This is a genomic window from Pseudobutyrivibrio sp. ACV-2, from assembly GCF_900107545.1.
Lineage (GTDB): Bacteria > Bacillota > Clostridia > Lachnospirales > Lachnospiraceae > Pseudobutyrivibrio.
This window is the reverse complement of sequence record NZ_FNQZ01000009.1, coordinates 124,331-138,529: the sequence shown is the minus strand read 5'-3', so window position 1 is coordinate 138,529 and position 14,199 is coordinate 124,331. Positions and strand designations below refer to the sequence as shown.

Here is a 14,199-nt window from a genome sequence, read left to right as displayed (position 1 = left end):
CAAAATATAATACATGCGAAACTCATATGGTATAATATGGTTTCCTGAAATGTTAAAATAAGAGGACAATATAGATTGAAATTTGTAATTAAGAGGCTTCTGCAATTAATACCAATATTGTTTGCCATAACATTTTTAAGTTTTGCAATGATGAGAATTGCTGGCTCCGACGTGGTAGAACAAAAGATGCTGAATACGGGTCAGGTAGTATCTGAAGCACAGCTGAATGCAGCAAAAGCGCAGTTGGGTCTTGATAAGCCATTTTTAGTACAATATGGCATCTGGCTGACAAAGCTTTTACATGGAGATATGGGTGAGAGTTATGTGTCAGGTAAAAATGTATTTGACACTTTCATCGAAAAACTCCCAGCTACACTATTTCTTACTGTGGTTTCAATATTTCTGACGGTAATTATATCTATTCCATTGGGAGTAGTGGCAGCTATAAATCAGAATAAGTTTTTAGATTATTTTATTCGTTTTTTTAGTTTTTTAGGAAACAGCATGCCAAACTTTTTTGTTTCACTGTTGCTGATGTATGTCCTTGGAATAAAGCTGAAGCTATTTCCAATCATATCAAAGGACGCAAGTCTTTCTACTGTAGCAATGCCTGCTATCACGCTGGCCATCGCTATGAGCGCCAAATATTTAAGGCAGGTGAGAGCAACAGTTTTGGATGAGCTATCCAAAGATTACATAATAGGGGCAAAGGCCAGGGGAGTAAGATTTTCAGCCACGCTGTGGTTTAGTGTAATGAGAGCGTCACTTGTGACCATTATTACTTTACTTGCTCTTTCTATAGGAAGCCTGCTTGGAGGAACTGCCATTGTAGAATCCATATTTATGTGGGATGGCGTAGGCAAGCTTGCGGTGGATGCTATAAATATGCGTGATTACCCTATCATCCAAGCTTACGTTATGTGGATGGCGATCATTTACATCTCTGTAAATTTAGTTACAGATTTATCCTACAGATTGCTTGATCCAAGAATCAGATTGGAGGAGCGATAGATGGGTAGAAATGTAAATAGAAATATTAAAATCAGAATTATCGTATTTACGATATTAGCTTTGATGCTGGTGCTAAGTGCTATTTTTGCTGATAAGCTTTGTCCATTTGATCCTTATCAGCAGGATCTGAATTTGGCTTACAGTGCTCCTGGTTTATCCCACATTATGGGAACAGATGCATATGGAAGAGATATGTTTTCCAGAGTGATAATGGGCTCCAGAGCAAGTATCCTATCGACACTGGCCCTGGTAGGAATCATTGCCGGAATCGGCACACTTATAGGAACAATATGCGGCTATTTTGGAGGGCTTATTGATTCTATAATGATGAGAATTTCCGATTTATGCCTGGCATTTCCAGGTTTGGTATTTGCCCTGGCAGTTGCGGCAATACTTGGTGGTGGAATTTTAAATGCAGTGCTGGCACTGGCTGTTATTAGCTGGCCAAAGTACTCAAGAGTGGCCAGAAGTAGCACCCTATCTATCAAGGGCACGGATTTTGTACAGGCTGCACAGGTGACTGGTGGAAGTTCTGTGTATATCATTTTTAAACACATCATTCCGAACATCGCAGGACCAATCCTTGTAACGGCTATGCTTGATATAGGAACTATGATGATGGAGCTTGCAGGACTTTCATTTTTAGGACTTGGAGCACAGCCTCCAATAGCAGAGTGGGGCAGCATGATGAGCAATGGTCGAAGCATGCTGCAAACTTATCCATGGGTAGTACTCTCACCTGGAATTGCTATTTTCATTTCAGTGGTAGTTTTTAACCTTTTAGGGGATACAATCAGAGATTATATCGACCCTAAAATGGTTGATTAATTAATAGATTAGAGGAGACTATATATGAATATTACAAAGAAAATGACGGCCCTGGTTCTTGCCACATTGATGGGCATGTCAGTGATGACTGGATGCGGCGTAGCAAATGAAGAATCTAAAAAAGATGAAAATGCTGACACAGGCAAAAAGGTCCTTATATTTGGCGACACTACATTTAATGCTGAGAATGAAGAGGCCAACATCAATCCACATGATACATACTGTGGATGGCCATGCGTCCGCTATGGTGTAGGCGAGACTCTGTTTAAATTTTCCGAAAACATGGAGCTTGAACCATGGGTAGCAGAAAGCTATGAAAACATAGACGATAACACCTGGAAAATCACAATCAAGGATGGTGTTACATTTTCAAACGGAAAGACTTGTGATGCGCAGGCTGTAAAGGATTGCTTCGAGCATCTGGTAGAGGTTCATGAAAGGGCTGCAGGAGACCTTGATATCGCTTCAATGGAGGCGGACGGCAATGTGCTTACCATCACAACAAATTCAACAAAGCCTACTTTAATCAACTATCTCTGTGATCCATATGGATGTATTATCGACGAGGAATCTTCAGAGGAAAACGGCGTAGTAGTTGGAACAGGTCCGTTTGTCGCTACTGAGGTTGTGACTGATGACCATGTAAATCTTGTGAAAAATGAGAATTATTGGAATGGTGATGTAAAGCTTGATGAGGTAAAGGTTATCACTATTAGCGATGGCGACACACTGGCGCTTGCCCTTCAAAATGGTGATATTGATGCAGCCTACGGTATGGCATATGCCAGCTATCCACTTTTTGAAAACGATGATTTCGTGTTTACATCAACAGCTACCAGCCGTGCCTTCTATTGTCAGATGAACTATAACTCACCTGTAATCAAGGATGACGCAGTTCGTAAGGCCATTGCGATGGGAATTGACAAAGAGGGATTCGTAAATACGTTATTAAATGGATATGGTTATGTAGGAAAGGGTGCATTCCCAGAGACATTTAGTTTTGGTGGTCAGAATGTAAAATCTGAAAGCTATGATCCTGAAGGTGCAAAAAAAGTCCTTGAGGATGCAGGATGGGTTGATAGTGATGGGGATGGCATTCGTGAAAAGGATGGACAGACACTTACCATCAGATGGATAAGCTATCCTAGCCGACAGGAGCTACCACTTCTTGCAGAGAGTGCTCAGGCAACACTTAAGGATATTGGTATTGATGTTCAGTTGAATGTCACAGCTGACCACGGAACAATCGTAGCTGAAAAGGATGGCTGGGATGTATATGCAGCAGCATTTGTAACCTGCGGAATTGGCGACCCAATGTACTTCTTTACAACACATTGCCTGGATACTTCGTCAAAGAACCGCGGTGGATATCATAGTGATAATATTCAGACTCTTGCAGATGAAATGAATGCTACCTATGATGTAAAAAAACGCGGCGATATTGCAGTTGAGATGCAGCAGGAAATTCTTGATGATAATGCATTTATATTCTGTTCATTCCTTAGAATGAGCATGATTAGCAAATCAAACTTAACCGGTCTTAAGGCATGGCCTTGTGACTATTATGAGATTACAGCGGATTTAGATATAGAATAATTTTTTATGACTCCTATTCTTTCATTTAAAGATGTAGAAATTACATATGGCTCCAAACCAGTTGCCAGGGATATCACTTTTGATTTACACGAAGGTGAAATCCTTGGACTGGTAGGGGAATCCGGTAGCGGGAAAAGCACAATAATAAAATCTGCCATGGGACTTTTAAATTCTTCAGGATATGTCTCAAAAGGTGAAATCTGCTATAGAGATACAAATCTTTTGGCTCTTAAGGAATCTAAAATGAGAGCTATCCGAGGCAGCAAAATCGGAATGATTTTTCAGGACCCTGGCGCAGCTCTTTGTCCCATCCGCACAATAGGGGATCAAATGCTAGAGAGTCTGAAGGCCCATAGCAAGATTAACAAATCAGAAGCAAAAGAAAAGGCTTTAGAGCTTTTTGACAATCTGAACTTCAGAGATCCTGAAAAGGTGTGGAAGAGCTATCCATTTGAACTGTCAGGTGGAATGAATCAAAGAGTTTCGGTGGCTCTGACAATGATTATGAAACCGGAAATACTATTATCAGATGAGGCAACAAGTGCTCTTGATAATATATCTAGAAATCAGGTTATTATGGAGCTGATAAAGCTATATGATATGGGAACCTCTGTGATATTTGTAACACATGATATCGATATAGTGGAGTCCATATGTGACAATGTGCTGGTGCTGAAGGATGGTATAATCAGGGAGTATGGAAATGCGAAAGAGGTAATTAATAATCCACAAAATGATTACACCAAACATTTAATCCATTGTACAAGGAGCCTTCGAGGAAAGCAGCTGTGGCACATGGCAGCTAAATAAAGTATTATTACAAACATGAATGAAAATTTAGAACAGAAAAATAAAGAATACTGGCGCGGCAGAGCTGAAGGGTATTCAGAAGTAAATAAAGAAGAGTTGGCGGGCGTCCAAAGAAATAATTGGACGTCCTTTTTATCGGCACAGATAATGAACCATTTCACCGGCAGGGATAGAGCATCTATCAAGGTTCTTGATGTTGGCGCTGGACCAGGTTTTATTTCTATCATTTTAGCAGAGCAAGGCTTTTCAGTGACAGCAATAGATTTTGCAGAAACTATGTTAGCTGAGGCTAAAGAAAATGCAGGAGCACTTGCTGATAAAATAAAGTTCATCCAGGGCAATGCCATGAAGCTTCCATTTGACGATGAGTCATTTGATGTAGTATTCTCTAGAAACTTGATGTGGAATTTGCCATCTCCGGAAGATGCATATAAGGAATGGATTCGAGTGCTGAAAAAGGATGGAGAGCTCTTAACTTTTGACGCCAACTGGTACGCATATCTTGTGGACGAAAAAAAGCAGGCTGAATATGAACAGGATAGATTGAATGTTGCAGCAGCAGATGTGGGTGACTATAACATAGGCGAGAATTTCGACCAGATGGAGACCATAGCCTATGAGATGCCATCAACAAAAAGATTTCGTCCTAAGTGGGATGAGGATTATTTAATCAGCTTAAATGCAGGGCGAGTAGAGACTATGACAGATGTAGGCGCAGTCCTTTATTCTGACAAGGAAAAGATTAACTATAAATCCACACCAATGTTTATGGTTAAATTTATAAAAGATACAAATTAATTGCCCCTCTTGTAAGAGGTAGATAAGGATATTTATGGGTGAGTTACACTATATTGCTTTTGAGGATGAAGCAGCAGACATTAAAGACAGGGTGGAAAGCTACTGGACCAAAAGAGCAGAAGGATTTTTTGAACTAAGACATGATGAGATAGAAAGCGTTAAGGCAAGTAGATGGCTTGAAGAAATAAAGCAGATGCTTCCTGAGGGAAAGTCTCTTAATATATTAGATGTTGGTTGTGGAACAGGATTTTTTGAAGTAGTACTTGGTAAAGAAGGACATAGGATTACAGGTATTGATCTTACACCTGAAATGATTGTCAAAGCAGGTGAGATGATCAGTCTATATGGTCTGGATAGTAACAAAGTAAAGGTGGAGCAGGGGGATGCTGAGAACCTACATTTCCCAGATGGATTTTTTGATGTGGTAATCAGCAGAAATCTCACCTGGACCCTTCCGCATCCGATAGAGGCCTACGGTGAGTGGCGAAGAGTTCTAAAGCAGGGCGGGGTACTTATTAATTTTGATGCGGAATATGCTAAGGGTGCTCACAATCTAAAAAGTCCGGAAAATCTTGCTCACAGTAAAATTGATGATGCCCTAAAGGATGAGTGTCATAATATTTATCATATGCTTACAATAAGTACTCTTAACAGACCGGAATGGGATAAGGAAATCTTAGAGCAAATCGGATTTGAAAATGTAAGTACAGATTCAGAATTTGGAAGTAGAATTTTTATAGAGCATGATGAGTTTTACATTCCGGATAAAATGTTTTGTGTGTTTGCACAAAAATCTGAGTTATAAAAAAGATTATGGACGGTTAGACCTCAGGTGTGGCGGTACTTTGACACAAAAATTAAAAATTGATTAAAAAAATAAAAAATGTGAAAAAAATGTGAAAAAGTTCTTGCGGAAACGTTTTCGACGTGATATATTTACAATCGTACTAGCGAAAAGCTAATACCAAATTTTTCATAACTCAGCGACCAAGGGCAACTTTGGTCGCACTCCCCGATCATAACGCCGACGCATTTACGCGTCGGCTTTTTTTATTTATAATGTAGCAAAAGGAGTATAGATAAATATGAGTGAAGTAAAAGTAATTGAGATAGGCGAAAGCGTATTTGCTGAAAATGATGCAGCAGCCGAAGCCATTCGTAAGCAGATGAAGAAGCAGGGGACATTCTTTTTGAATGTAATGTCAGGCCCTGGTTCAGGTAAGACCACCACACTTTCTGCAATCATCAACAGGATGAAGGACAGATATAAAATTGGTGAAATGGATGTGGATATTGAAACCAGCATCGATGCCCAAAGGGTAGCAGACGCAACTGGAGTGAAGTCAATTCAGATTCATAATATGGGGCTGTGTCATATTGATGCTGATATGACAAGCCGTGCTCTTATGGAATACGATACCAAGGATTTTGATTTGCTGATTTTAGAGAACATCGGCAATCTTGTGTGCCCTGCAGAATTCGACGTGGGAGCCAATAAAAACCTGATGCTATTATCAGTTCCAGAAGGGGATGACAAACCTCTTAAATATCCTCTTATGTTTGAAATAAGTGATGTGGTATTAATTAACAAAATAGATACACTAGACTATTTTGATTTCAGTAAAGAAAAAGTAACAGAACGTATATTAAAGCTCAATCCAAATGCTAAAATATTTTTCATCAGCGCCAAAACAGGCGAGGGCCTTGATGAAGTAGTTCAGTGGATTGAGGCAGAAATTAAGGCGGCTAAATAGCCGCCTTTTATTATAATTATTATCTAGGTGTAATTAATGATGTTAAATCAATGCCTGCAATGGCGCTGGCTTGTGCAATGACATTTGGATCAGCTGCGTTTTTGTAGAATTCGTAACCCATCTTTGGTGAGGAATCCACATTTGTAAGTCCTGACATCATACCTTGAGCAATGTCTCCTACGTGGTCCATTTCTCTTGAAATAACAACACCATCAATGAAACTGTTGTTTTCTGCAACAAGATAAGCATAAACAAGGGATGCTGCCTGTAAAGCTTCTCCGTCATGGCTTGTGTAGCCTACCTCAGAGCATTTAACTGTACGAACAGCGCCTGTAGGTGAAAGCATATCAGGTGTACACATGAAATCTGTAAGCACATCTATATTTGCCATTGTGACATAAGGTGTGTTCTGGCTGTGAGAAACATTCTTTCCTGTCTCCCATGCGATAGGAGCATAAAGTGGTGCATTGTATGGGTGCACTGCAAGTCTCCAGTCAATGTTACCCTGGCTCTTAACAATGCTGTTGAATTTTGTCACAAATTCTTTTCCAGAGATATAGTAAGAAGCTTCTGAACGAGCCCACTGGTGGTCGATGCAGCAGTATACATTTGCGTTTGCATTTTCAGATTTGATTCCGTTATAGAAAAGTCTGAAAGCATTGGTGTATTCCTGCATGAATACATCATTTGATGGGCAGTGCATATAATTCCAAAGCCACCAAGCGTTTACTTCGTTTCCAATAATAAAGTTGTCAACCTGTCCGTATGCACCACCTGCGTAGTGGCTACCTAAAAATGAAGCGGCAGATGCAAGGGCATTTACACCCTCAGTTGTAGAAGCGTTTAATCCATAGTAATTGTGAGCACCCAAGCCATCATATGAATATGGGCTGATGTACTGTTGTGGTCCCTGAGCGTCAACAAGGATAATAACATTAACCTGTATACCAAGGTTGTTATATTTCTGAACTGAGTAATCATATCCTGCAAGTCTACCAGGATCTCCGATAACAGATAAAGGAATGTTAAGGTTAACCTGTTTTGCACCTAAATCTGCAGGACGATTCATGTCTGCAATTTGTTTTTCAAGGGCTGGTAGGATACCTTTTTTTCCAAAATCCATTCTGGCAGGTCTAAAGGTTGCACTTGCTTCAGGATTGGTAATGAACATACTGTTTGAAACTGGTTTTAATGTACCACCTGACATAACGCAGACAGTGAATTTTTTGAAAAGCATAGATCTATCTGTTCCTTTACCAAGTGGAACTGTGAATGTGGCTCCTGCAGAAACAGGCTGCTGAGAAACATCTATTCCAGCTGGTGCTACCTGATTTACGTCTGAAGCTATAAGGTGATATACGCCATCATCAGAAACTACATTGCCAGCAGTTGCGACGACTACATCTGTACCCTGGATGACTGCGCTGCCTATTGCAACACCGCTGTCAGCCTTTGCTGATATAGAAGGGCTAAAGGTAAATGCAGTAACAATGAGTGTTAGGGCAAGCAAAAAGCTTGTTACTTTTTTGGACAATTTCATAAATACAAACTCCTTTCAAATAACCACCTTGCGATGGACTAGTATGTAATATAACATAAAATTATAAAAAAAGTGTGTATTACAATAATAATTCTGAAAATAACTCGAATTCTTCATGGATTAAATATGGATATAATTAGATAACAAAAGAATATTTTGTTAACTTAGAGAAAAAACTGTGAATTAACCGATTAATGTCTGATAATGGTGTAAAATACAGTATGACTATATGTCTGTTTTTTTATCCTGTGTGTTAACCTGGAGGGTTTTTCATGGCTAAAGAGGAATATATTTCAACTTCAGTAGGTAAGGTTCCAACCGGACTGCCAGGAGGTTTCTTCATATATGAAGCAGAAGGAGAAGAGCAGCTTCTGTTTGCGGATTATAATGTCATCGCATTATTTGAATGTGAGACCTTTGAGGAATTCAACGAGTTTGTAGGTGGGACCTTTAAAGGCATGGTACACCCTGACGATTTATACAAAATCGAAAATCAGATTCAGGCTCAGACCATACTGGGAGAGAAACGGCATGATTATGTACGCTACAGAATCATCACCAAAAACGGGGTAGTTAGATATATAGAAGACTTTGGACATTTGCTCCATTGGGTCGATGGAAAAAGCTTTTTCTATGTATTTATTGTGGATGTAAATAAAAATGAGTATTTGAATACATCAAGGAATTCCTATGCAGAGGCAGAGGTATTGGCTTCTGATCATGATGTAGACAAGTTGACAGGTCTCATTAACATGGCTTTTTTCTATCACAAGGTTCAGAACCTTTTATCACTTCCGGACACCACAAGAGAAAACAGCGCATTCATACATTTTGATATACCAAATTTTAAATTATATAATGAGCGTCATGGTTTTAGATTGGGAGACGAATTGCTCTGTGAATTGGCAAGGAATATTCAAGAGGTTTTCCAAAATGGAACGGTATCAAGATTTTCTGACGACCATTTCGTGGTACACATTATATCAAGCAAGGAAGAAGTAATCGAAGGTGTAGAAGAAGTTTACAGGAGAATGGTCCTTGCTGACGATGTAAACAAGAAAGTAAGAATAAAAGCCGGTATATATTTCATGGATGGTCAGAGCGCAGAGGTGGGCTTGGCATGTGACCACGCGAGATTGGCATGCAATAATATTAAGAATCGCTATGATTTGAATTATTGTATATATGATGACTTGCTGCGAGATAAGCTCAGAAGGCAACAATATGTAGTAGATCATATTGATGAAGCTATTGCCTGCGATTATATAAAGGTCTATTATCAGCCGATTATCCGCGTGAGAACCGGTGAAGTTTGCGGCATGGAGGCCCTTGTAAGATGGGTGGATCCTACAGTTGGAATGTTGTCGCCTTTAGATTTCATTGAGACTCTTGAGCATTTCCATCTGATTCATTTAGTCGATGAATTCATGGTAAAAAAGGTGTGCCAGGACTATAGAATGCTGGTAGATTCAGGTGCTCCTGTTGTACCAGTATCGGTAAATATTTCGCGACTGGACTTTGATGTTTGTAGTGTGTTGAAGCTATTGTCAGATTTCTGCGAAATATATGATGTACCTATTCATATGATTGAAGTGGAGATTACAGAGAGTGCTTTCAATGACAACACCGGTTTAATTAAAGAAGAGGTGTCAAAAATCCGAAATGCAGGCTACGAGATTTGGGTAGATGATTTTGGAAGTGGCTATTCTTCTCTTAATACAATTGCGGAATATGAATTTGATGTTTTAAAGCTTGACCTTATCTTCCTTAAGAGCTATGAAAATGTTAAAACAAGGACCCTGATGAACTATATCATAAGAGGTGCAAAAGACTTAGGTGTTCATCCACTTTGCGAAGGTGTAGAAAGTAAAGAACACTATGATTTCTTGCAATGGATTGAATGCGAAAAGGCTCAGGGGTATTATTTTGGAAAACCGCTGCCATTGGATTTGGCTCTCGAAAATATCGAGGAAAAAGGATATACCTTTGAAAAATATGATTATTAAAAAATAAACCTTCCCGGAATGATTCGGGAAGGTTATTTTTATATGAGCTTGGCATCTTCATCTAATTGTTTTTGAATTAAGCTTTGGATATAGGCTCCAACTTTCTTTTTGTTTTCACCTTCAAGCTGGTCTGGATAAACAGGTGGCATGTAGGTGACGATTACTTTTGTCTTCTTCATTCTAGGAAGATGTGTTTCAAATATCTCTCTGGTGTTGGTGAAGGCAACTGGGATGATAGGGGCTCCTGTTTTAGTTGCAATCTTCATTGATGCCTCGTGGAATGGAGCCATTTCCCCGGTTTTAGAACGTGTGCCTTCAGGGAATACAAACATTGATATGCCGCTTTTGATGTAATCCTGAGCTTTGAGGATTAGCTTTAAATCCTGTCTAGGGTCTGTTCGTGTAAGGAAAATACAGTAATTGAGCTTCATCCAAACGTTAAGAAGTGGCACCTTTTCGAAGGTCTTCTTTGAAAGGAAACCAGTAACAGGTGGGCAAAGATGGTAGCCAAGAATTACATCGAAAAAGCTCTGGTGGTTACCAATGTATAACACTGCCTGATCCTTTGGAATGTTTTCAAGACCCTTCACCTCGTATTTAGCGCCACCAAGGAAAGCTACGACACCAAATGCCCAAGCTACACATTTATAGCCTATGACATCCTTTGCCTTTTTGTTGAATAGGCCTAAAATTGAAAGAAATCCCCAAATTGGAATACTGAGAATTAAAAATATAGTTACAAATATAAGTGCAAGTAAAGATCTGAGCATATATACCTCCGATAGTTTAGATACATTTTATTATAAATAACCTTAGATAATTATTCAAACCATAAAAAGGTGTTATAATTTGTAACATTTATTTTAAATTTAATTAAGGAAAAATTAGTTATAAACAGTAATGTTTTAGAGGATTGACAAAAATAATTTTGGGATAAATATTCAAAAAATTCCGGCTGATTTTTGACAAATTTAACAAAAAATGCTATAATCTTTAAAGCAAGAATAAGATGCATTTATTGTAATCGTTTATTGCTAGAAAAGGGGGAGACATCATGGAACGCGAGGACTTTGACAAGGTGCGCGAATCGGTTAGATCGCAGTGCGGCAGTAGAGTTGTGATTCAGTTAGACAAAGGACGTAACAAGGTAGACATTCAGCAAGGTGTCATTCAAGAAGCTTACCCGAGTGTTTTTACTATATTAGTTGATGATACCGAGACATGTCCATCTCAGTTATTATCTTTTAGCTATACAGACATAATTACTAAGGAAATTCGCATGAAACTTTGCTAGTTAAAATTTCATAATGGCTTCAAAAAGACCCCAGCATTTTGCTGGGGTCTCACTCATTCTGGGATAAAGATAATAGTTAATGCTATGTCGTTATTTAAGCATTATTCGGGAGAAAGTATCTTTTAAACTCTTCGCCCATAACATCTATTGGCTGAATTGAAGTCTGTGTAGAGCCTGCTTTATCTGTGACTGTTGTAGTGAAAGTACCTGATATAGCATATATATTGTCCAGATATTCTTCCAGTTCTTCTGCTAATGCAAGTTTTTCCAAATTGCCCTTTATTTTACCTACAAAATGTACAACGATTTTTGTTGCGCCCTCAACCATCCATTCTGGATATTCAGCTTCATTGTCAATTTCTACAACATCCTCATTGTATGCAGTATAGATGCCACTTATAGCATTAAATGAATTAGCAACTTTATTTAAATCATTATCTGAATTAGTAACTATATTATTCACATAATTAACCATTTCATTTAGCAAAATGCTTTCATCTTCATCGATTGTACCATTATTGTTAAGGTCGATGATTGGATCAGCGTCTTGCACTATTTCATCAACTTTCTTTAGCAGCTGATTATAATTATTGTGAACATCCTGATTCTGCTTTTTTGCTTCAGTGTAAACTGAATCAGATACCATATCTATCTCATCAGCCTTGAAAGGAGTAAGAATGTTCTGTTGGATAGACTCTCTTATCTGAGTTTCATATGTTCCTTCATTTTGTGCTGCTTTTTCCAGTTCACTTGAAGCATCATTAAGATTTTTGAATATTTCTTCAAGTTCACTTTTATTTTGTGTTGATTTGTAGTCCCTGACGATGCCTTTTAATTCCTGGTAATCAGCACTTGTCTTAGCGAAACTCTCGTCAGCACGGGCCTTTAAAGAATTAGCTAGAATATTATCATTAAGAGCTTCAATGTATCTGGTGATAGCATCGCGAATGGCTGCGTAATTATCAGCTTCTTTGCTAATATTTGCATCAAATCCGTTTTTTATATTTTCAAGATATGTCAGGTAATTCTTTTTAAATGTAAGGCTACGCTCCTTATTATCCTTATTTGTGGTTGCATCAGTTATTAGTTCACCTGTTTTATCATATTCAGATTTCTTTTCTTCATATGGATTTTCTTCACGCCATTTGTTGTACTGCTCCTGTAACTTGGTAAGCTGCTGTTTCTTTTCTGCTATGGTCTGATTTTGTGTTGTAAACTGATCCTTTAATACTTGATACTGCTCATTAGATTTTTTTAATTCCTCACTACGCTGGTTAACAAGCTCAGTTACTTTATTATAATTATCTAATTGAGTTTCGTAAAAACTGATATCTGTACCGTAGTTGTACTCATCTTTGTCTTGCGTAAGATTTGTGAGTGCTGCTGCGGCATCTTCTAAAGCGGCTTCTGCCTTATGTAAATCAGTCATTACATCATTTAATGAAGCGATAGCTTTAACATAATCCTCGCCCTGGCCTGTTATTTTGCTGGAAAGTTCATTTAATACCAGATTTATAGAGTTGATTTCTGCTTCCAATTCAGCTATGTCAGAGTTATATTTTGAAGACTCTATGTCGTAGTTTTCCAGGTATGCTGCCAACTCTTCATATTTTGAATTAAGCTCCTGATAATCCTTAAGAGCGCTATCGTACTCTGCCTGGAACTGAGCTACAGTTTCGCTCCACTCAGTTATTTCAGCACAAACATCATTGTAGTCCTTAGAATCCTTACCATATGAAGCATTAAATTCTTCATGCTTTGAATCGGCGTCTTTAGCAGTTTCATCAAGTTTGTCTATTTTTTCCTCATCAGTTTCAGCTGCTTCGACTGCCTGAGCATCTTCTTTTAAATCATAATTTTCAGCTGCTTCGTTAAAATCTTTTTTTGCTTCCTCAGTTTCAGATATGACAGTTTCGTAATTTTCATCAACCTTTTCTTTTAGTTCCTGAGATTGATCCATTATTTCAGTACCATCATTTAGTATTTCCGTTGCGGTTTCTTTGGTGATGGTATCATTTTCTAATTTTTCCTTTGCCTCATCGAGACATTTTTCCTCGGCATCAGCATTTTGTTCAATAGTCTCCACATCATCTTCCAGCGATTGAAGTGTGCTTTCCGTTTGAGGCGTATTTTCTGCCAAAACAGTGTTTTGGGTATCAATATCATCCAGTTCAGCAGCGAATGCACTGGTTGAGTTTATGACAAGTCCAGTGGCAATTGCTCCACCAATAAATAGTGCCCCAATAAAATTCCGTGTGATTTTTTTCATTATTTTTCCTCCTTCTACGAAAATTAGACAACCAGTGTAAAAATCCTTTGAATTGCATGTTTGTCAGTGCAGGTTACTGAATATAATTTTGTCAGACCACAACGAACTTTATGTGTCTTAATGGGGAAATAATTGTGATAAATTAATGTCTTTGAATTAAATCTTAAAGAGCGGTGAAGGTATGGATTAATATATAAGGTTGGCTTGGCAAAAAGGTTGAAACTCCTCAAAAAAATAAGTATCATATTGTAGAGAGATTATGAAAATTTTTGCGTGATAACGTTTACTATAGG

General features: G+C 38.3%; 12 protein-coding genes. 9 read left to right on the top strand and 3 right to left on the bottom strand.

Annotated elements, in window-relative coordinates; genetic code table 11:
• The first annotated feature begins 75 nt into the window (after positions 1-75).
• From nikB to hypB, 7 genes are all read left to right on the top strand, one after another.
• Positions 76-1,011, top strand: a complete 936-nt coding sequence (gene nikB / locus BLV53_RS11060; RefSeq protein WP_242879088.1) for a nickel ABC transporter permease — start codon at positions 76-78, stop codon at positions 1,009-1,011.
• Positions 1,012-1,839 carry a nickel transporter permease gene (gene nikC, locus BLV53_RS11055; RefSeq protein WP_090300816.1) on the top strand — a complete coding sequence of 276 codons (828 nt, stop codon included), beginning with the start codon at positions 1,012-1,014 and terminating at the stop codon, positions 1,837-1,839.
• A gap of 24 nt (positions 1,840-1,863) precedes the next feature.
• Positions 1,864-3,435, top strand: coding sequence for an ABC transporter substrate-binding protein (locus BLV53_RS11050; RefSeq protein ID WP_090300814.1), 1,572 nt, complete (start codon positions 1,864-1,866; stop codon positions 3,433-3,435).
• Between the two features lie 6 nt (positions 3,436-3,441).
• A complete protein-coding gene (locus BLV53_RS11045; RefSeq protein ID WP_090300811.1) occupies positions 3,442-4,245 on the top strand; it encodes an ABC transporter ATP-binding protein in 804 nt (267 codons plus the stop codon).
• Between the two features lie 15 nt (positions 4,246-4,260).
• Complete coding sequence (locus BLV53_RS11040) at positions 4,261-5,043, top strand: class I SAM-dependent methyltransferase (RefSeq protein ID WP_090300807.1); 783 nt, start codon at positions 4,261-4,263, stop codon at positions 5,041-5,043.
• A 34-nt stretch (positions 5,044-5,077) separates the two neighbouring features.
• Positions 5,078-5,848, top strand: coding sequence for a class I SAM-dependent methyltransferase (locus BLV53_RS11035; protein ID WP_090300804.1), 771 nt, complete (start codon positions 5,078-5,080; stop codon positions 5,846-5,848).
• Positions 5,849-6,128: 280 nt separating this feature from the next.
• Positions 6,129-6,797 (top strand): hydrogenase nickel incorporation protein HypB, encoded by a 669-nt coding sequence (hypB, locus tag BLV53_RS11030; protein ID WP_090300800.1) that lies wholly within the window; start codon positions 6,129-6,131, stop codon positions 6,795-6,797.
• Positions 6,798-6,816: 19 nt separating this feature from the next.
• Here the strand turns inward: hypB and BLV53_RS11025 are convergent, their stop codons facing one another.
• Positions 6,817-8,337 (bottom strand): DUF5722 domain-containing protein, encoded by a 1,521-nt coding sequence (locus tag BLV53_RS11025; protein WP_090300798.1) that lies wholly within the window; start codon positions 8,335-8,337, stop codon positions 6,817-6,819.
• A gap of 272 nt (positions 8,338-8,609) precedes the next feature.
• On the opposite strand from BLV53_RS11025, the gene BLV53_RS11020 reads away from it, so the two are divergent.
• A complete protein-coding gene (locus BLV53_RS11020) occupies positions 8,610-10,343 on the top strand; it encodes an EAL domain-containing protein (protein ID WP_090300796.1) in 1,734 nt (577 codons plus the stop codon).
• Positions 10,344-10,381: 38 nt separating this feature from the next.
• Here BLV53_RS11020 and BLV53_RS11015 read toward each other — a convergent pair whose 3' ends face one another.
• Positions 10,382-11,113 (bottom strand): lysophospholipid acyltransferase family protein, encoded by a 732-nt coding sequence (locus tag BLV53_RS11015; RefSeq protein ID WP_090300794.1) that lies wholly within the window; start codon positions 11,111-11,113, stop codon positions 10,382-10,384.
• A 284-nt stretch (positions 11,114-11,397) separates the two neighbouring features.
• Here BLV53_RS11015 and BLV53_RS11010 point away from each other — a divergent pair, with 284 nt between their 5' ends.
• The gene (locus tag BLV53_RS11010; protein WP_015548439.1) at positions 11,398-11,637 is read left to right on the top strand and encodes a Veg family protein; all 240 of its coding nucleotides are present in this window, start codon (positions 11,398-11,400) and stop codon (positions 11,635-11,637) included.
• 94 nt (positions 11,638-11,731) lie between these two features.
• Here BLV53_RS11010 and BLV53_RS11005 read toward each other — a convergent pair whose 3' ends face one another.
• On the bottom strand, positions 11,732-13,906 hold the full coding sequence (locus tag BLV53_RS11005) for a coiled-coil domain-containing protein (protein ID WP_090300792.1): 2,175 nt from the start codon (positions 13,904-13,906) through the stop codon (positions 11,732-11,734).
• Between the last annotated feature and the right edge of the window lie 293 nt (positions 13,907-14,199).

What these genes read in the sequence shown, in the direction of transcription:
- nikC (WP_090300816.1), top strand. Translation starts at nt 1,012, where the DNA reads ATGGGTAGAAATGTAAATAGAAATATTAAAATCAGAATTATCGTATTT.
- BLV53_RS11020 (WP_090300796.1), top strand. Translation starts at nt 8,610, where the DNA reads ATGGCTAAAGAGGAATATATTTCAACTTCAGTAGGTAAGGTTCCAACC.
- BLV53_RS11045 (WP_090300811.1), top strand. Translation starts at nt 3,442, where the DNA reads ATGACTCCTATTCTTTCATTTAAAGATGTAGAAATTACATATGGCTCC.
- BLV53_RS11040 (WP_090300807.1), top strand. Translation starts at nt 4,261, where the DNA reads ATGAATGAAAATTTAGAACAGAAAAATAAAGAATACTGGCGCGGCAGA.
- BLV53_RS11010 (WP_015548439.1), top strand. Translation starts at nt 11,398, where the DNA reads ATGGAACGCGAGGACTTTGACAAGGTGCGCGAATCGGTTAGATCGCAG.
- BLV53_RS11050 (WP_090300814.1), top strand. Translation starts at nt 1,864, where the DNA reads ATGAATATTACAAAGAAAATGACGGCCCTGGTTCTTGCCACATTGATG.
- BLV53_RS11005 (WP_090300792.1), bottom strand. Translation starts at nt 13,906, where the DNA reads ATGAAAAAAATCACACGGAATTTTATTGGGGCACTATTTATTGGTGGA.
- BLV53_RS11035 (WP_090300804.1), top strand. Translation starts at nt 5,078, where the DNA reads ATGGGTGAGTTACACTATATTGCTTTTGAGGATGAAGCAGCAGACATT.
- BLV53_RS11015 (WP_090300794.1), bottom strand. Translation starts at nt 11,113, where the DNA reads ATGCTCAGATCTTTACTTGCACTTATATTTGTAACTATATTTTTAATT.
- BLV53_RS11025 (WP_090300798.1), bottom strand. Translation starts at nt 8,337, where the DNA reads ATGAAATTGTCCAAAAAAGTAACAAGCTTTTTGCTTGCCCTAACACTC.
- hypB (WP_090300800.1), top strand. Translation starts at nt 6,129, where the DNA reads ATGAGTGAAGTAAAAGTAATTGAGATAGGCGAAAGCGTATTTGCTGAA.